The 18613-nt window shown below is 65.8% G+C and carries 15 protein-coding genes; 3 read left to right on the forward strand and 12 right to left on the reverse strand.

Annotation, left to right across the window (positions count from 1 at the left end):
• Window positions 1–10: 10 nt before the first annotated feature.
• The gene (locus tag BCL79_RS07785) at window positions 11–598 is read right to left on the reverse strand and encodes a biliverdin-producing heme oxygenase (RefSeq protein ID WP_121039554.1); all 588 of its coding nucleotides are present in this window, start codon (window positions 596–598) and stop codon (window positions 11–13) included.
• 165 nt (window positions 599–763) lie between these two features.
• Here BCL79_RS07785 and BCL79_RS07790 point away from each other — a divergent pair, with 165 nt between their 5' ends.
• On the forward strand, window positions 764–1021 hold the full coding sequence (locus tag BCL79_RS07790; RefSeq protein ID WP_121039557.1) for a DUF2789 domain-containing protein: 258 nt from the start codon (window positions 764–766) through the stop codon (window positions 1019–1021).
• 93 nt (window positions 1022–1114) lie between these two features.
• On the opposite strand, the gene BCL79_RS07795 is transcribed toward BCL79_RS07790, so the two are convergent.
• The 5 genes from BCL79_RS07795 to BCL79_RS07815 form a co-directional block, all read right to left on the reverse strand.
• Window positions 1115–4030 carry a TonB-dependent receptor gene (locus BCL79_RS07795; RefSeq protein ID WP_121039560.1) on the reverse strand — a complete coding sequence of 972 codons (2916 nt, stop codon included), beginning with the start codon at window positions 4028–4030 and terminating at the stop codon, window positions 1115–1117.
• 173 nt (window positions 4031–4203) lie between these two features.
• Complete coding sequence (locus BCL79_RS07800) at window positions 4204–5154, reverse strand: FecR family protein (RefSeq protein ID WP_259462117.1); 951 nt, start codon at window positions 5152–5154, stop codon at window positions 4204–4206.
• 134 nt (window positions 5155–5288) lie between these two features.
• Window positions 5289–5789, reverse strand: a complete 501-nt coding sequence (locus BCL79_RS07805) for an RNA polymerase sigma factor (protein ID WP_121039566.1) — start codon at window positions 5787–5789, stop codon at window positions 5289–5291.
• Between the two features lie 106 nt (window positions 5790–5895).
• Window positions 5896–6372 carry a hypothetical protein gene (locus tag BCL79_RS07810; protein ID WP_121039569.1) on the reverse strand — a complete coding sequence of 159 codons (477 nt, stop codon included), beginning with the start codon at window positions 6370–6372 and terminating at the stop codon, window positions 5896–5898.
• A 35-nt stretch (window positions 6373–6407) separates the two neighbouring features.
• Window positions 6408–6902, reverse strand: coding sequence for a hypothetical protein (locus BCL79_RS07815; RefSeq protein WP_147433868.1), 495 nt, complete (start codon window positions 6900–6902; stop codon window positions 6408–6410).
• 259 nt (window positions 6903–7161) lie between these two features.
• Between BCL79_RS07815 and ppa the strand changes: the two genes are divergently transcribed.
• Complete coding sequence (gene ppa, locus BCL79_RS07820; RefSeq protein ID WP_019183821.1) at window positions 7162–7698, forward strand: inorganic diphosphatase; 537 nt, start codon at window positions 7162–7164, stop codon at window positions 7696–7698.
• Window positions 7699–7852: 154 nt separating this feature from the next.
• On the forward strand, window positions 7853–8971 hold the full coding sequence (locus tag BCL79_RS07825; protein ID WP_121039575.1) for an HDOD domain-containing protein: 1119 nt from the start codon (window positions 7853–7855) through the stop codon (window positions 8969–8971).
• A gap of 56 nt (window positions 8972–9027) precedes the next feature.
• On the opposite strand, the gene BCL79_RS07830 is transcribed toward BCL79_RS07825, so the two are convergent.
• The 6 genes from BCL79_RS07830 to thiC all read right to left on the reverse strand — a co-directional run bounded on the left by BCL79_RS07830 (window position 9028) and on the right by thiC (window position 18571).
• The gene (locus BCL79_RS07830) at window positions 9028–9234 is read right to left on the reverse strand and encodes a hypothetical protein (RefSeq protein ID WP_121039578.1); all 207 of its coding nucleotides are present in this window, start codon (window positions 9232–9234) and stop codon (window positions 9028–9030) included.
• A 170-nt stretch (window positions 9235–9404) separates the two neighbouring features.
• Window positions 9405–12263, reverse strand: coding sequence for a TonB-dependent receptor plug domain-containing protein (locus tag BCL79_RS07835; RefSeq protein ID WP_183073698.1), 2859 nt, complete (start codon window positions 12261–12263; stop codon window positions 9405–9407).
• A gap of 69 nt (window positions 12264–12332) precedes the next feature.
• Window positions 12333–13214 (reverse strand): helix-turn-helix transcriptional regulator, encoded by an 882-nt coding sequence (locus BCL79_RS07840; RefSeq protein ID WP_121039584.1) that lies wholly within the window; start codon window positions 13212–13214, stop codon window positions 12333–12335.
• 113 nt (window positions 13215–13327) lie between these two features.
• A complete protein-coding gene (locus tag BCL79_RS07845) occupies window positions 13328–15667 on the reverse strand; it encodes a winged helix-turn-helix domain-containing protein (RefSeq protein ID WP_121039587.1) in 2340 nt (779 codons plus the stop codon).
• A 251-nt stretch (window positions 15668–15918) separates the two neighbouring features.
• Window positions 15919–16596: an ion channel gene (locus tag BCL79_RS07850; RefSeq protein ID WP_121039590.1), complete on the reverse strand. Its 678-nt coding sequence runs from the start codon at window positions 16594–16596 to the stop codon at window positions 15919–15921.
• Between the two features lie 97 nt (window positions 16597–16693).
• A complete protein-coding gene (thiC, locus tag BCL79_RS07855; protein WP_121039593.1) occupies window positions 16694–18571 on the reverse strand; it encodes a phosphomethylpyrimidine synthase ThiC in 1878 nt (625 codons plus the stop codon).
• Between the last annotated feature and the right edge of the window lie 42 nt (window positions 18572–18613).

The raw sequence follows: 18613 nt of genomic DNA on the forward strand, positions 1-18613 counted from the left end.
CGGACGGCGGTCATGCGAATTCTTCCTCGACATGCCCGTGCACGCTGCGGAACGCCGCATCGGCTGCATCGATCACCTGCTGCTCCTGCGCCTCGGTCAGCGCGACACCATCGAGCGCGGCCGTGAACTCGCGCCAGTGGCGGGCGGCACCATCGGGATGGGCGGCCAGGTGACGGGCGCCGAAATTGCTGTCCAGGCCAAGACGTGCCGCCATCTTGTACAACACGGTGCCACCGAGATTGGAGCCTTCGGCGACGTACAGCCAGCCCAGGGCGGCCGGCAGCGGCAGATCGCCATCCAGGCGCGTCGACGCCGGCAGCGGCAGCGTCTGTTCGAGGTCGGCCAGGTCGCGGGCGATCAGGGGCAGCCGGCGGCGCTCGTCCAGATCGGGCAGCAGCGCGTCCAGCGCGGGGTTGCCGTAGAGCGCATCGATATCGCGGTGGAAGCGGTACTGCACGCGCAGGAATTTTGCGAACAGGTCGCGGCTGGCGAAGATGTCGCCGGCCATGATGCGCTTGTCCAGCGCGCCGTGGCTGTCACGGGTGGCCGCCTTGAGGCGTTGGCTGCGGGTGGCTTGGGGAGTATCGATGACGATCATGGCACTGCTTGGATGGGGAAGTGGGGCACGGTTCTCTGTTGAAGACGTCTGGCACGGGGGTAACCCCAAGCCCATTGTCGCGCGGTCAGCGGTGCGACCGTCACATGCCACCGTCACGGCCTTGCCCCGATAATACGGACCACGCCCTGCCACTGGAATGACACGATGATCACCACCGAACCGCGCATGACCAATCTGTTCCTGCAGCTCGGCCTGGACGCCAGCGAGGCGGCGATTGCCGCCTTCATCCGCGATCACCAGCTGTCCAACGAGATCCGCCTGATCGAAGCACCCTACTGGAACGAGGGGCAGCGCCAGTTCCTGACCGAGCAGCTGCGCTCGGATGCCGAGTGGGCGATCGTGGTCGATGAGCTCAGCGAAGCCCTGCACGCCGATGCGACCGTACAGGCCAACGCGGGCTGAGCGATCGCGGGATGCCGATACCGGCCGCGCACCCTGTGTGCCGGCCGGATGCACGCAGGGGCCGGCAATGCCGGCCCCTGTCGTGTCCGGGCATCAGTAGCGGTAGGTCAGCGCCAGCCGCACGGTCCGGCCCGGTGCGGGCATCACGCCCAGCGCCAGCGGATCGAGGTAGTAACGATCGGTCAGGTTGTCCACGTTGAGGTCCACCGCGAACTGCTCGCTGGCCTGCCAGCTGGCGAACAGATCCACGATGGTCGCCGGGCGGTACAGCTGCTGGATCGCCGACAGACCGACGTTCCATTCTTTGTCCAGCTTGCTGATCGGGCCGGCGTTGTGGATCACCCGGGTACCGACGCTGAGGCGCTGGTCGAACAGGCGCGAGCCCAGGGTCAGGTTGACGTTGTAGCGTGGCGGGTTCTGGGTGTTGCTGTAGGAGCCTTCAAAGCCACCATCCACGCAGTCCGGGGTGTTCTTCAGCTCCTCGATCCTGCGCTGGATCCCGTAGGCGCGGCGCTCGGCGGCGATATCCGGCGCGCAGGTCTTGGCCTGGAGGTAGTAGTGCGCGGACAGATCGGCGAACACCGTGCCGCTGTCATAGCTGGACTGCAACTCCACGCCGGAGACCTTGAAACGGTCCACGTTGCGGATCAGACCGGCCGACAGGGTGCGGTAGTCGCGGGTGATCAGATCATCGATGCGTGTGTTGAAGTAGGCCAGCTTGAAGCCCGCCTGGTCGCCCTCGGTGAACAGATTGTGGCGTACCGTGCTCGCGCCGATTTCCCAAGTCCCTGCCCGCTCCGGCTTGAGCTCACCGGTGGGCTTGGCCGCGGTGAACAGGCCCAGCGTGGTTTCGAACAGGCTCGGCAGCTTCACGCCTTCGGCGTACTTCGCATACACCATCGTGTCTTCGTCGAAGCGGTAGGCAACGCTGGCGCTGGGCATGAAGGCACTGTCGCGGCGACGGATCGGCTGCGACCAGGTCCAGCTGACCGGCACGCTCAGGTCTTCGGCGTCATCGGCGTCATAGAAGTTCCAACCGGTGATGTCACCGACCGTGCCCTTCTCATACGGCGAAGCCAGCAGCGAGGCCTCGGTGAACTGGCCATTGGCATCCGGATACCAGTTCAGCATGGCGATGCGCTTGGCGCGCCATGCCGGCAGGTTCGGGTTGCCATCCAGCAACTGCGTGTAGCGGTACTGACCGATCACGCCGTAGGCGTCCGGCGTGGCCAGGCGGTTGCGGTCATGCACGTTGACGCGGTTGTAGCGGCCACCGACCACCACTTCCCAATGCTCGTCCGGCTGCCATTTGACCGAGGCCACCGCACTGTATTCCTTGCGCTCGGCATTGCGCAGGAAGCGGTTGTTGACCAGGTCGTCGTGCATGACCGGCGAGTGCGGGCCGGGGCCGACGTCCTCATCGCTGAAGGACAGACCGTAGTCCAGCGTGAACAGCCCGGCGCCGGTATCCAGATGCGTGGTGTTGCCCACATCGAAGCCGAGCCGCGTCTGCGTCAGCTCATTGCGGTAGGCATCCTTGTAGCCCGGATCGGTATTGAACGACGGGCCGTCGTACCACTCGGTGCGGCGATCGAAGTACCACGGCGTGATGCCGGTCAGGCCGTTGTACATCAGGCTGTCGGCGTCGGTGTACCAGAGGTTGGCCTTCAGATCGATCAGCTCGTTGTCCGGGTTGAAGCGGTAGCGCAGGTTGTAGGCATCCATGTCGACATGGCCCGGATCCCACTGCGGTACGCGGTCACGGTCCACACGGATGATCTGCGAGGCCATGATTTCGCCGGCGGTGCCTTCATAGCGGCGGTAGCCGGCTTCCAGCGTCTGGTTGTCGTCGATGCGCCAAGTGCCCTTGAGCAGGAACGACTTCGAGCGCGAGGAGGTGTTGAACACCTCGGTATCCGGCGGATTCAACGGCGCCAAGGTGCGCCGGGTCTGCGGGAAATCGTCGTAGCCATGCTTGCCCGAGAAATAGTTGCCGTTCTCGCGCCATGCGTACGCCGCGACCAGGTCGAAACGATCCCAATGCTTGGCGGTGGCGATGTTGAAGAACTGGCTGCCCAGCGCGCTGCGGTCGGTACGCGGTGCGGCGTCATAGGCGGGCACGTTGTTGGCGCTGGCATTGGCCATGCCGGTGCGCACGCGCAGCCCGGCATCGCGGCCGTCGCGCAGCACGTCTTCGATCTTCAGCGTTTCCATCTCCACCACGCCGCCGATGCCACCGGAGGCGTTGACACCCAGGCTCGGGCCCTTGGTGATGGTGATGTTGGAGATCAGGTCCGGATCCAGATAGGTGCGCTGCGACTGGCCTGCGTAACCACGGTAGGTATCCATGGTGGACTGACCGCCGTCGATGATCACCGGGATGCGGCTCTGGCCCTGGATGCCGCGGATGTTCACGTCCAGCGCGTTGGCGGTACGCGGATCGCCCGCGGTGACGCCGGCCACGCCCTTGACGATGTCCGCGGTGGAGGTGCCGCGGAAGCGCTCGATGGTGGCGCGCGCGATGTAGGCACTGGAACCGGCCGTGCGGTACACCTCCAGCGCACGCTCGGCATCGCCGCCGCCTTCGATGCGGTCACCGGCCACGCTCAGCGCGTCGGTGACGATCAGGCCATCGTCGTTGGCTGCCACGGCAGCGCGCTCCAGCGTGACCGCGTCCGGCCCGACCTGGCGCAGGCTCAGCCCGCTCCCCTGCAGCAGGCGCAGCAAGGCAGACTGCGCATCCATCTGCCCGGCCACCGCCGTGGAGGTCACGCCTTCGGCCAGCGCGGCCGGATAGGCGACCTGCACCCCGGACTGGCGCATGTACGTGCGCAGCGCATCGGACAGCGGCTGGGCGGGAATGTCGAACCGCAGCGTCGCCGCAGCGGGTACCGCGCTGGATTGGGCGAATGCCGGCAGGCCGGGCGCGGCCGCCAGGCCAGCAGTGAGCAAAGCGATGCAGAGACGTGACGGGCGCGGACGATGGCCCGCGCGGGTGGAGATGCGCATGGAAAAACCTGTCAGAAGATCAGTGCCGCAGAGGCGGGTCACCCGCACGCGGGTGCGGATGCAGCGTACGTACGTGGCGGCGGCGGGTACGTTATGCCGGGTAAGACGAACGAACCGTGCGCAGCCCCAAGACCCGTGCGTGTACGTGATGCCACGACCACGGGCTCGCCGCGCTACTCCGCCGTGATGTTGGCCGGTGCCACGATCGCCACCCCCATTGGCAGCCGGGTGACGCGCAAGCCAGCGCTCACCGCCAGCGCGTCCAGTGCCTGCTCCGGCCGGTCGATGCGAAAGGCAGCGTTGACGGCCGGCAATGCGGACAGATCGCCGCGCACGAAGGTGGCGCCGGCGCGATAGCGCGCGATGCGCCGCACCGCATCCTCGACCCCGGTCGCCTCGAGCAGCAGTTCGCCCTCGCGCCATGCGGCGATGCGGTCAAGGGCGACGTCCTGCTCCCGCACGACCCGCCCGCCCGGTGCAAAGCGCGCGCGCTGGCCCGCGTCGAGATATGTCCAGCCCGCCCGATCGGCCGCTGCGACCCGGACCCGTCCCTGCTCGACCCTCGTTTCCACGTGATCGTCTTCTCTGGCGACCGCGAACGCCGTGGAGATGTCTTCGATCACACCGCCCTGCGCCTCCACCTGGAACGGACGCGCCGGATCGGGCGTCACCTGGAACCAGGCGTGCCCGCGCAACAGCGCGATGCGGCGCACCTGCCCGTCGTACCGGACCGCGATGGCACTGTCGGCATCGAGCACGGCGCGGCTGCCATCGGGCAGCGCCACGGCCTGGATGCCCGTCCCGCTGCGGTGATCGGCCTGCAGCCGCAGCCACGCCTCCGGTGCCACCCACGCAAGCGCGAGCAGCGCCGCGCTGGCCACCCCGAACAGCGGCCACCGCGGCCGGCGCCGTGACCGTGTTGCAGCCGCGGCGGGCGCCGGTCGCGGCCCGAGGCTGCGCCACAACTGGCGCTCGTATTCGAACGTGCGGCGATTGTCAGGCTCGGCCAGCCACTGCTCGAAGGCCTGCATCTGCACCGGCTCGACCGCGCCGGACGCCAGCCAGGCAATCCAGGCACGGGCCTGGACGGCAGCAGGGTCGGACGGCGGCAAGGGTCGGGACATCGGCGGTTGTTCGTGCGGGCTCATGGCTGGCGGTGGATCGCGCGATCACGCGCGGACGAAGAAGATGCCGGAAGGGACGGCATTATGATCAAGACGGATGGGAAACGGGCTTCCCCAAGCCCAGGCGGTGCCGCTCAGCGCCCGTTGCGCGCCCAGGCCAATCGCTGCAGTGCACTGCGCACGTGGTTTTCCACGGTCGTCACGGACACGCCCTGACGTTTGGCGACCTCCACCTGGGTCATGCCCTGCAGGCGGTTGAGGCGGAAGATCGTGCGGGTCGGCTCGGGCAGGTGCTCCGCTGCGTCCAGCACGCGCTGCAGTTCGTCCTGCGCCATCGCCTGCTCTTCGGTTGAGAGCGCCTCCTCCGGGCCCCACAGGTAGTGCTCGGCCAACAGGCGCGTGCGGCGCGTGCGCTCACGCCCATGATCGGTCGCCAGGTTGGCAGCCAGCCGGTACAGATAGGCGCGCGGGTTGCTGATCGGTTGCCCGCTGTCCACGCCCCGGGCCTTGAACCAGATGGACTGGATCACATCCTCAGCGCCGCTGTCGCTGCCAAGAATGCGCTGCACCAGACGCAGCAGCGCCGGGCGTTCGCGGATCAACAGCTCGGTCAGGGTAGTGGCGTTGGTGGACATGGGCCGATGCACGAAGCGGGGCCGCAGGGACACGACAACCCGTAAGGCGCGGCATGTTACTCCGCAAATGAGAATCAGTCACGTTTGCAGATCGAGCGGGTGGGCTTCACAGGCACTCGGTCAGCCCGTCGTACATGCTGTCGGGCGTGCCCGGCAACGGGGCGTGCAGTGCCTGCCCCTGCTCCAGGGTCTGCAGCAACACAGGCAACTGCGTATTGGCCGCCAACGGCGCCCGGCAGGCCCAGGTCCGCGCATCGACCACGATCGCCCCGCTGGCGGCGTCGACGCGGGCGGTACTGCCGGTGAAGGTCCACACGCATTCCTCCACCCGCCCGCTGGCCGCCTCCACCGAGCAGCGGAAGCGCAGCGCCTGCAGGTTGTGGTACTCGCCCTCGCAGAACGTGTCGCCGCAGACGTCGTTGAAGCCCCCGACCAAGCGGGCTTCCACCGCACGGAAGCGCTCCCAGCCCACGGCCTGGGTCGGGTAGGTCCGCGCGTCGACGAAGGTCTCCGCGGTACGGCCGTCCATCGGGAGGCTGCAGACCGCCAGTACCAGCAGAGCGCTCGGGAAGATCGGTTTCATGGGTGTCTCCTGTACGGCGTTGGGGAAGCGCATGCTCAGTTGAGGCACTCGAACAGCGCGTCGTGCATGGATCGGTGTGTGCCCGGGAGCGGCCGGGTCAACGCGTCAGGTCGCCCGAGTGCGGCATGCAGTGCTTCCACGGAGGTATCGGGCGCCAGCGGCGCCACGCACGCCCAAGTCCGGCTGTCCGGCACTACCTCTCCGGTGGTCGGCTCCACCTCCAGGTTGCCCGCCGCGATGACCAGCACGCAGGACGCGACGCGTCCACTGGGCGCGTTTACCGAGCAGCGGAACTGCAGGACGACATGGTTGCTGAACTCACCCTCGCAGTACGTATCGCCACACAGGTCATGGAACTCCCGGGTCAGATGATCCTGGAGATCGTAGAAGCGGTCCCAGTTGGCTTCGGTGTAGGGGAAGTCGACCAGATCCACGTACGGACCACTGCGGGCGCGGGCCTCCCCGGCCACCGCCGCGAGGGACAGGACGAGCGCCATCGACAGGCAGGCCATCCGATTTGTCAGGGTCATCACCATCCTCCAAGCGGGTTCGTGGCCATGATCGACCGCTCGGCCAGGCGCAACCATCGGCCCTCTGCCCGGGGCAGGGTCGGGATTGACGGCACTGCCCTGTGGCGGTCTGCCCACCCTCCCCCGCGCGCAGGGTGACCTTCCTGGCCCACGCCCGCTGCGGATCGACCGATCGGCGGCACGGCCGCTGCACGCTGGCCGCCAATGGGCCTAAAATGGCGGACTTTGCGCCCTACCCCCTCTCAGCTGGAGCACGACCATGGGTCTGGAACTCGTTTCGCCGGGCAAGAACCCGCCGGAAGAAATCAACGTCATCATCGAAATCCCGAAGGATTCCGAGCCGGTGAAGTACGAAGTGGACAAGGAAACCGGCGCGATCTTCGTCGACCGCATCCTCTCCACCCCGATGCGCTACCCGTGCAACTACGGCTATGTGCCGAGCACCCTGTGCGGCGATGGCGATCCGGCCGACGTGCTGGTGGTGCTGCCGCTGCCGCTGGTCCCGGGCTCGGTGGTGCGTTGCCGTCCGGTCGGCGTGCTCAAGATGAGCGACGAAGCCGGCAGCGACGAGAAGATCCTGGCCGTGCCGATCTCCAAGGTGTTCAGTGGCTATGCCCACGTCGAGGACATCGAGCAGGTGTCCAGCCACTGGCTGGAGCGCATCGGCCACTTCTTCGAGCACTACAAGGATCTGGAAAAGGGCAAGTGGGTCAAGCTGGATGGCTGGGGCGGCGCCGCCGAAGCCAAGAAGATCCTGGTCGAAGCGCACCAGCGCTACCTCGGCAACATCGCCTGAGACTGACCTGCGTCGCTCCGGCACACCGCTGCCGGAGCGATGCGCATCACGTTTTTTCAATGCGGCACATCACTATTCGTGCCGGATTGGGTACATTGCGTCTCTTCACACCGTCCACGGTGCGTTTCACCGTGGTCAGCCAGGGGACCGTGTCGTGCGCATTCTGCTTGTTGGGGACGAAGCCAGCCTGTCGGCTGAGCTGTTGGAATTCATTGCCGATCTTGGGGAAGAGTGGCAACCGCTGACCGCGACCGATGGCCAGAGCGCCATGGGCATCGTTGCCGGCTCGCCGGTGGATGCGGTGATCGTGTGCCCGCAGTTGCCCGATCTCAACGCCACCACACTGCTCGGCCAGATCCGCACGCTGCGCCCTGAGACCATCCGTATCGCGCTGGTGGATGCCGAGCATGGCAACCGCCCGCCGCCGGCGCGCCTGATCGGCGTGGCCCATCGCTTCCTGCCGATGCCGCTGGCCCCGGAGGTCCTGCTCGAAGCCCTGACCAGCCTGGAAGAGCTGCGCGAACTGCTCGACAGCGCGCGCCTGCGCAGCGCCATCGGCCGGATCGAGAAGCTGCCCTCCCCGCCGCATCTGTACCTGACCCTGACCCAGGCGCTGGAACACGACGACGATACCAACACCGCCGACGTGGCCAAGCTGGTCGCGGCCGACCCGGCCATCGCGGCCAAGGTGCTGCAGCTCTCCAACTCGGCCTTCTTCAACAATGGCCGGATCATCTCCGACCTGCGCAGCGCGGTGACCCGCCTGGGGCTGTCCACCCTGCGTGATCTGGTCCTGGCCAGCGAAGTGTTCTCCGCGCAGCCGCTGTCCGGTGCCGAGCGCAACTCGCTGCAGCAGCGCGCGCTGCTGGCCTCCCGCCTGGCCGCCAAGCTGTTGCCGGAGTCCAGCGCCGAACTGGGCGCCACCGCGGCCCTGCTGGCCGACATCGGGCTGCTGCTGCCGGGCGTACGCAACGAACGCAGCGCCGAAGACCCGGCAGAGAATCGCCCGGGTCACGCCGAGGCAGGCGCCTACCTGCTGGGGCTGTGGGGCCTGCCGATGCCGATCATCGAGGCGGTGGCCTTCCACCTGCAGCCGCAGCGCTCGAACACCCGCAGTTTCTGGGTGACCGGTGCGGTGCACGTAGCACTGGCGCTGATCAATGGCGATCCGGTGGACGAGGAGTATCTGCAGCGGGCCGGCGTGCTCAACAAGCTGCCGCAGTGGCGCGATCACGCCAACGCACTGATGGGGCTGGTCGCCAGCGACGCCTGAGTGTGAGGTGGAACGTTCTCAAAGGATGGCGCGCCCTGTGGCGCGCCATCGTCGTTTCAGCGCTGCGGACAGGCGTCCAGCACGCAATCACGCCAGAGGCGCTCACACATGGCAGCCGAGCGGCCCTCGGCCAGGCATTCGGCACGGACGCCTTCGCAGTAGCGCCCTCCTGCGCAGATGATCAGGCTGGGCGATGCACTGGCGCCAAGCGCGAGGGACGCAAGGAACACGGCCGAAAATTTCTGAGCGAGCGTCATTTTCATATCGATCTCTCAATCGTCCAAGATTGGACCGATTGACGGTATCAACTGAATTTCCACTCGAAACGTGAGGGGGATCACCCTTCGCTGAAACTCAGAGTTTCCTTACCCACAACGCAAAGAGGGCGGACCTTGCGGTCCGCCCTCCTTTTTTGCGCCATTGCTTCGATGGATCAGAAGCGCTGGGTGTACTTCAGGTAGTAGAACCGACCGATGTCGAAGCCGCCGTAGTAGGAGAAGCTCGAGTTCGGCTGGCTGTACATCACCGGGCCTTCGTGGTTGAACACGTTGTTCGCGCCTGCCGAGATGGTGGCATCCCACGGGGTGGTGTAACGCACCTGCAGGTCATGGAACGTGTTCGAACCGGTGTTGCGCACCGGGATCGCCAGCGTATAGGCCGACGAGTAGCTCGGATTGTTGCACTCCGGGCCGCCTTCGCGATCGTAGGCGCACTCTTCCTTCAGGCCGGAGTAGTAACGCATGCCCCAGTTGACGCCGAAGTTGCCCAGGCTCCAATCGATGTTCAGGTTGGAACGCACGCGGAAGTTGCCGCCCCAGTCGCCCGTGCCCCAGCCAGTGTGCTGCTCGACAGCGGTTTCAGCTTCGTTGTCGCGCTTGTACTCGAGGTAGTCCACATACGTGGTCTTCCAGTCGATGACGACATTGCCGAAGGACAGTTCCGGCAGACGGTAACGGATACCCAGATCGTAACCTGCGGTTTCCTGGTAGCCGCCGTTGATCAGCGTACGGGTCACGTCGACGACCTGACCGGAGTCGGTGTCACGGGTGACTCGGTCACAGGCGTTGGCGTTGTTCAGCACGTAGCACTGGTTGAGGATCGAGGTGACCGACTCTGCCGCGATGACGTTGTCGATGCGGATCTTCCACCAGTCCAGGCTGACATCCAGGCCCTGCACGAAGTTCGGGCTGTAGACCAGGCCGACCGTCCAGGTCTTGGAGGTTTCCGGCAGCAGACCATCATTGGAGCCGGACAGGTACGGGTAGTTCGACTGTGCGCCCGGGCCGGTGGCATCGATGCCACCGGACGCTTCCTGACGGAAGTTGGCCGGCACGGCACCGCCGCAGCGGGCGGCGACGTCGGGGTTGCGCACGGCTGCACCGAAGGAGGTGTCGCACGGGTCGGTGTACTTGTCGAAGCTCTGCGAGGTGCCACCGTACAGGTTGGCCACGGTCGGCGCACGGAAGCCAGTGGCATAGGTGCCACGGACCAGCAGGTCGTCGATCGGCTTCCACTTCAGGCCGAACTTGGAGTTGAACGTATCACCGAAGGTGTTGTAGTCCGAGTAACGGCCGGCCATATCGACCGACAGTTCCTTGGCGAACGGCAGATCGGCGAGGATCGGCACATTCAGTTCCAGGTAGAACTCGTCCAGCTTGTAGCCACCGGCGGTCGGCGCACCGGCCAGGTCGGTGCTCAGGCCCGACTGCAGCAGCGCATCCGGGTTGTACTCGGCTTCTTCTTCGCGGTGCTCGTAGCCGGTCGCGAAGGACAGGTCGCCGGCCGGCAGGGTCACGATGGCGCCGCTCAGGTTGGCGCTGTAGACCTTGCTGGTGGTCAGCGAGGTGTCGTGGGTCGGCAGGAACAGGTACTTCTGCAGGTCCGGGTTGGACAGCGAACCGTCGGCGGTGGAGCCGTACGGCAGCAGCGGGTTCCACGGGGTGCAGCCGGCGATCGGAGCCGCTGCGGTACCGCACTGGGCAACACCGTTCGCATCCAGGTACGACGGACCCACGGCATTCTTCACGTTCGGAATGAACAGATTGCCGGTGCCGGTCTTGACGCCCTTGTTGCGGTTGTAGACGTAGCCCACATCCCAGTCGAAGTACTTGTCGGCGAACTCGAACGAGCCTTCCAGACCGCCGCTGAAGCGGAAGGTGTTGAGCTCGGACTTGGTCTGACGCGGCACTTCCCACGTACGACGCATGAAATCAACGTCGGTATCGAGCGGATTGAAGACGCTGTTGGCGTCCATCTGGGTGTCGTAGGCAGCCGAACGGTACGGATAGCCGGCGATCTGCTGCAGCGCTTCGCGTTCGGTGTACAGGACGCTGGCGGTACCGCGGATGTTGTCGGTGAAATCGAACTGGCCGTTGGAGAAGACCGAACGACGCTTGATGCCGGTCGACAGGAACATCTGCTGCGACGGGTTGGACAGATCGGCGTTGCCCAGCTCGTGGTAGTCGCCGAAGTTGTTCGAGGCGCCGCCCGGGTTCAGGACGTAGTTGCCATCATCGGTAACCAGCACGCCCTTCTCGGTGATCGCGCTCCAGCCGTTGGTGTCCTCATCGGTCGGCACCGGATGGCGGTAACCGTTGGCCGAGGCGCTGTAGCGACGGTTCTTGGCCAGAACCGGCTTTTCTTCGCTGTACTCGGCGCCGAGGGTGATCGAGCCGCGATCGCCGGTCTGGCCGTAGACGAAGTTGTAGGTGGTCTTGTCGCCGTCGCCCTGGCCGTACTGGCCCTTGTAGACGCTGGCTTCCAGGCCGTCGAAGTTCTTGCGGGTGATGATGTTCACCACGCCGGCGATCGCGTCGGAACCGTAGATCGCCGAAGCGCCATCGGTCAGGACTTCGATGCGCTCCACGACCGAGGTCGGGATCGAGGCGAGGTCGGTGTAACCGCCGGAGCTGACGCCCATGCGCTTGCCGTCGAGCAGCACCAGGGTGCGCTCCGGGCCGAGGTTGCGCAGGTCGACGTACTGGCCGCCAACTTCTTCACCCGAGGACAGCGCATCGGCGCGGCTGATGGCCGGCGAGCCGGTGGCCGACAGGTTCTGGACGATGTCGGCGACGCTGGTGAAGCCCTGCTTCTCGATGTCGGCGCGCTGCAGCGCGATCACCGGCTGGGCGGTCTCGGTGCTGGCCTGACGGATACGTGAGCCGGTGACCTGGATGCGGTCCAGGTCGGTCGTGCCGCTTGCTTCCTGCGCCGAAGCAAAGGCCGGCGTCAGGGCAAGCGCAATGCCGGCGGGCAGAAGGCCCAGCCGCACTGCGGGAGTACGAAAATTCATTTATCTCTCCGAGGTACGTTAGTAGCGTGTTAAAAACGCCTCGGAAAGTTACGATTGCGTTGCAGTGAATTATTTGCGTGAGACAACCGAAGACTTTGCCGACTCTGGCGAGAGATTCGCACCGGCCTCACGATAGCGTGACGCGGACAGTCCGAAGCGGGCTCGAAACGCCCGTGCAAAGCTGCAGCAGTTGTCAAATCCACTCGCTGCCGCCACCTCGCCGACCATCATGTCCGTATCGCGCAGCAGATCGGCGGCGCGCTCCAGGCGCAGGCGGGCGGAAAGCGATTGCGGGCTTTCCGCGTAGAGGCTCTGGAACGTCTTGGACAGGTACCAGCTGGAGAAATTGGTCAGTTCGGCCAGTTCACCAATGCGCACGACACGGTGGCTGTTGCCCTCGAGGTACAGACGGGCGCGCTGCATGCGTCCGAAGACCTGGCGTTTGCGGCTGCGTGAGCGCCCCGGGCAGCGCTGCACGCCAGTCGCCATGCCCTGCTGCAGGGCGGCCAGATGCAGCAGTACCGGGCGCAGGGCCTGGGTAGGATGGCCGGTGGCCAGGACGTCACGCCACAGGCGCAGGGCGACGCGGGCGTCGCTGCGGCTCATGCTGCCGCGACCCGCGTAGAGACTGCAGTCGGTGAGCTCACCCAGGGCGCGCAGCGCGTCCGGCGCCAGGCTCAGCCCGATGCACAGACCGTCGCGGCCGGCCTGGACCATGGGGCGCGATTCCTTCTCGAAGGCGATCCACTCACGCTGGCGCAAGCGGAACCGCCCTTCCTTGGACTCGACCCATGCGCTGCCACGCAACTGGATCCACACAGTGAAGGTCGTCCCAGGACTCTGCAGACTGCCCAACCGGGCCACACCCAGACAGGTTGGCAAGGGACCGTCGTCGACGACCTTGTCCAGGGAGAGCGCTTGACCGCGATCGGCCAGGGAGAGCTGACGCATGACTTCACCGAGAGTTTGCCTTTGCTGGCCTGCAGTCTTGCCAAATCAGGCCGCTGCCTCAGGAAGTCCTGGCGAGATTGATACGAATTCGAGACGAGAACGCCACGAAGAAGTTACGAAGGGTTTTTTGTTTTCAAAATCATGGACTTGACGAACCCCGGAAACAACGACGGTACGCGCTCGGGGAGCGACATCACCCCGATGTCGGTGCCATCGGCCACCGCCAGGGCCACATACAGGGCCTCCCCGCCGGGTCCTGCGCTGAATCCATTGCTGGCGCTGAGGCGGCCTGCATCCAGGCAATGCTCCTGATCGGCGATCGGCTGCGCAATCCGGGTGAACACCGTGGCGCAATCGGATCGATTGGAGAGATAGTCGATCGCCCCCTGCGCGGACACGGTCCAGGTGCGATAGCGCCAGCGCGTGGGGCGGTCTTCGCTGATCTGGCGGATGCTCTGCGAACTCAGCGAAGCGTCGGCCTGCCACAGCCCCCCCGCCGAGAGCCGGGTAAACAACACGCGCTCGCCTGCGACGTCATAACGCGCCTGGGAAACGCCCTCGATGCTGCCGATGAGTCGCCAAGGGGTCAGGCTGCGATCGAACAACGACAGACGCATCCGCTCATCACGGTCGCGCTCCACCACCAGGACCTGCAGCGGATCCCTGCCATACAGCGCCTGCAATGGCTGGCGCACCGGGACGGGCAGACGCACGGTCTGCTCATCGCGCGGGGAGACCTCATAGATCCCGGGGTTGGCATGCTCATCGCGCCCCAATACCAGCACGCGCTTGCCGTCATGCGACCAGTCCGAGGCCTGGCGCGCTTCGGGCCTGAGGCCCTCGATCGGACGCAAGGACTCCGGCCGCTGCAGATCCGCCCACCACAGTGCATAGCTGCCCGAGCGGTCCGAAGAAAACACGATCTGCTGACCGTCCGGAGACACCATGGGCTGCGAGTCACGTCCTCCCGAGGGGAACAGGCGCTGCGGCACACCCAGCGCGCCAGCTTCCACAGGCACCCGGAACAGGCCGAACTGGGGGCGCCGGTGTACGAAGGCGAGCATGTCGTTCGCCCGGGACACGGTGGGGGACTGCGCATCGTCCAGACCGACGTCGCGCAGGACACGCGTATCGGTATCGAGCTCATACAGGCGCGATTCGCTGTCGACCCGGCGGCCGAACACGATATGGCGGCTGTCGCCGCGCCAGGCCCAGCCCCGGATCTCCGCCGAGTCATCGGTCAGCTGCTCCGGGCTGCCCCCCCCAGCCGGCATGCGCCACAGATCGCCGATCTGCGGATTGCGCACGAACACGATCCAGCGCCCATCCGGCGAGTACCGCGGGGCATATTCGAAGTTGTCGCTGCCTATATCGTATTGGAGCGGCTGCCAGCGTCCGCTGGCGATGTCCAGGGTGCGGATGCCGCGCTGCGCATACCGGCCGGACAGCGAGCCGAAGACCAGGCCGCGACCATCCGGGGTCCAGTCGAAGCTGAGCAGCTCAGTGCCGTCGCAACGGGTCACGTGACGCACCGCCCCACCCGTCGCACTGGCGATCAGCACCTCGCAGCTTTCGGCCGGACCGAACCGGGCGAACGCGATCTCACGCCCATTGGGCGACCAGCTCGGGAAGCGGTCGGACATGCCTGGGGGCGGCTCGACCAGCAGGCGTGCCGGCGTGTTACCGGAGGTCTGCACCTTGATGACGCTGCCCGGTCGGCTGGGCACATCGGCTTCATAGGCGATCTGCGACCCATCCGGAGACAGCGTGGGATAGGTTTCAAATCCTGCCGTGGCGGTAATCAGGCGATACGGGCGTTGAGGACTACCAATCACCCGCGTGCCATCCTCCACCGCGGCCTCGACCGCTGAGGCCGGCGGATCGCGTTGCATCAGCAGGGCTGCCATCACCAGCAGCGCCACCAGCATCACCAGCCCGACGACCATCACCGCGTAGCGGCGAATGCGCCGCCGACGGCGTTTGATCGGGTCTTGCGGAGGCCGCGCATGCGGCAGTACCGCCGGTACGTGCGCGGCGGCGAGCACGCCCGCGGAGGCCGGCTGCAGCTCGGGCTCGAGCAGCAACACAGGTGCGGCATCCTCGACCACGCTGACCGGCATCAGCAGGCGGTAACCGGTCTTGGCAATGGTCTCGATATAGGGTTCGGCCGCATCGTCATCAGTGGCGAAGGCCTTGCGCAGCTGGGTGACCGCCTGGGTCAGCACGTCGTTGGTCGGCAGCGTGTCCGGCCAGACCTCCGCGAACAGTTCATCGCGGGTGACCACCGCCCCTGGAGAACGCAGCAGCGCCTTGAGAACACCCAATGCTTTGGGTGTCAGTCGACGTGGACGACGCATGCCTTCGCTCATCACTTCCCGCGAGGAGAGAGTGACGAGGAAATCGCCGATCTGAATCACATCGGCGGAAGGGCGCTCACTGTCGTTGCTGATCATCCAGGACACGAGGAAAATACAAAAAACCACTGGAATTCACACGGTCGCCGCAGTCGATACCGCCAGACGAACCGCCAGATTCCGCACACGCCATCGGCGCAAACCGCAAAACCACCGAGGCGCGCGAATACTAGCCTATGCCGGTTAACCGCGCCTGTGCGTGCGGCCGACAACAGGCTCTCTCTCGCCGATGAATTCACATAAATTGCGTCAACATTCGCGCCTTCTGGCGCGAATTTTTTATGTTTTATTCAGTTTCGTGCACGGGTCAGCATGGTCAGTCCCACCAGCCGCGAGACCACCAAAGCCACGTACATCACGCCTGCGAACTGCTCCAGCATCACCAGCGCGCGCGCCTGTGAATGGATGGGCACCACATCGCTCAAGCCGACCCCGGACAGCAAGCTGAAGCTCAGATAAAGCAACTCCATCCAGGTCCGCAGTTCGCTCTCGCTGGTCGCCACGAAACTGCCCGGGTACCACTGCTGGCACACCGCGAACGCGAAGGCGAATGCCCACGCCAACAGCGTGAAGGTGGCCCCCGCCGCGAACAGCTCGTCGCGGGTCACCTTGTGGTCCTGCAGCATGTAGGCGATCAGGCTGCCAGCCGTATAGAAGTACAGCAGGCATTCGAGCAGCTGCGCAGTGGTGACCAGCGCCGGGCGGTCCAACAGAGCACCGGAGATGGAGAACACCACCGAGGGGATCGCCAGCACCAGCGCCACCCACATGCCGAGCGGGCTGCGCCGTACCACCCACAAGGCCAGGCCGAGCACGGCGATGCCGAACGCACCAAACAGCGCGCGACTGGCGCCGGCCTCGTCCATTGCCGGATACAGCAGCACGCCGAGCAGTTGCACGGCCAACAGCCAGGCAGAGGGATGCCGGCGCGCGATGGCCAGCCATTTGGTGCTGCGTGCTATCGCCATCGTCGTCCCCGCCCCTGCCTGGTCGCGCCGAGCTTAGCTGGAATCACACCGCCGGCGGATGATGGCCGTGGCGGCGCGCCCCGCCACGGCCGGCGCCTCATTCCTGGCGATACACCTGCGCCCCGAGATCCCGGAACTGCGCGGACTTTTCGGCCATGCCGGCCTCCAACGCCTGCTGCGCATCCAGGCCCTGCCCCGCCGCATAGTCACGCACATCCTGGGTGATCTTCATCGAACAGAAGTGCGGGCCGCACATCGAGCAGAAGTGGGCGAGCTTGTGCGCATCCTTGGGCAGCGTCTCGTCATGGAATTCCTTGGCCTTCTCCGGATCCAGCCCAAGGTGGAACTGGTCCTCCCAGCGGAATTCAAAACGCGCCTTGCTCAACGCGTTGTCGCGGACCTGCGCGCCGGGGTGGCCCTTGGCCAGGTCCGAGGCGTGGGCGGCAATGCGGTAGGCCATGATGCCGTCGCGCACGTCCTGGCGGTTGGGCAGGCCCAGGTGTTCCTTCGGGGTGACATAGCAGAGCATCGCGGTGCCGTACCAGCCGATCATGGCCGCACCGATCGCACTGGTGATGTGGTCGTAGCCCGGCGCGATATCGGTGGTCAGCGGGCCCAGCGTATAGAACGGTGCTTCACCACACTCGCGCAGCTGCTTGTCCATGTTTTCCTTGATCAGCTGCATCGGCACGTGGCCGGGGCCTTCGATCATGGTCTGCACATCATGCTTCCACGCGAGCTTCGTCAGCTCGCCCAGTGTCTCCAGTTCACCGAACTGCGCGGCATCGTTGGCATCGGCGATACAGCCCGGGCGCAGGCCGTCGCCCAGCGAGAAGGTCACGTCGTAGGCCTTCATGATCTCGCAGATGTCCTCGAAGTGCGTGTAGAGGAAGTTCTCCTTGTGATGGGCCAGGCACCACTTGGCCATGATCGAGCCACCGCGCGAGACGATGCCGGTCACGCGCTTGGCGGTCAGCGGCACGTAGCGCAGCAGCACGCCGGCGTGGATGGTGAAATAGTCCACGCCCTGCTCGGCCTGCTCGATCAGCGTGTCGCGGAAGATCGCCCAGTTCAGCTCCTCGGCGCGGCCATCGACCTTCTCCAGGGCCTGGTAGATCGGCACGGTGCCGATCGCCACCGGCGAGTTGCGCACGATCCACTCACGCGTTTCATGGATGTGCTTGCCGGTGGACAGGTCCATCACGGTGTCGCCGCCCCAACGGATCGCCCAGACCAGCTTTTCCACTTCCTCGGCAATGCCCGAGGACACCGCACTGTTGCCGATGTTGGCGTTGATCTTAGTCAGGAAGTTGCGGCCGATGATCATCGGTTCGCTTTCCGGGTGGTTGATGTTGTTGGGTAGCACCGCACGGCCGCGGGCGATCTCATCGCGGACGAACTCGGGGGTGATGACCCTGGGGATCGAAGCACCAAAGGACTCGCCGGGATGCTGCTTCAGCAGTGCGGCGTCGCGGATCGCATCGAGGCGCTGGTTCTCGCGGATCGCCACGAACTCCATTTCCGGCGTGATGATGCCGCGGCGTGCGTAGTGCATCTGGGTGACATTGGCGCCTGCCTGTGCACGGCGTGGCTGCAACCGCGCGGGGAAGCGCACCGCATCCAGGCGGGCATCGGTTTCACGCGAGCGGCCGAACACCGAGCTCAGGCCCTCCAGCACCTCGGTATCGCCACGCTCGGCCACCCAGGCGGCGCGCAGTGCGGGCAGGCCGGCGGAGAGGTCGATGGCGACCCCCGGATCGGTATACGGGCCGGAGGTGTCGTACACGGTGACCGGCGCGTTCTCTTCGCCACCGAACAAGGTGGGCGTGCGGGTCAGCGTGATCTCGCGCATCGGCACCTGCAGGTCGCTGCGCGAGCCCTGCACGTGGATCTTGTGCGAGCCGGGAATCGGCCGCGTGACCGATTCGGAGAGTTGCTGGGCCTGTTGCTGCAGGGCGGAGAGCTGTGCGTTCATCGAGGCATCGTCCTAGGTTCAATCCCCGCACAGGGACTGTGC

Origin of the sequence: Stenotrophomonas rhizophila (genome assembly GCF_003651185.1) — a bacterium.
Lineage (GTDB): Bacteria > Pseudomonadota > Gammaproteobacteria > Xanthomonadales > Xanthomonadaceae > Stenotrophomonas > Stenotrophomonas maltophilia_Z.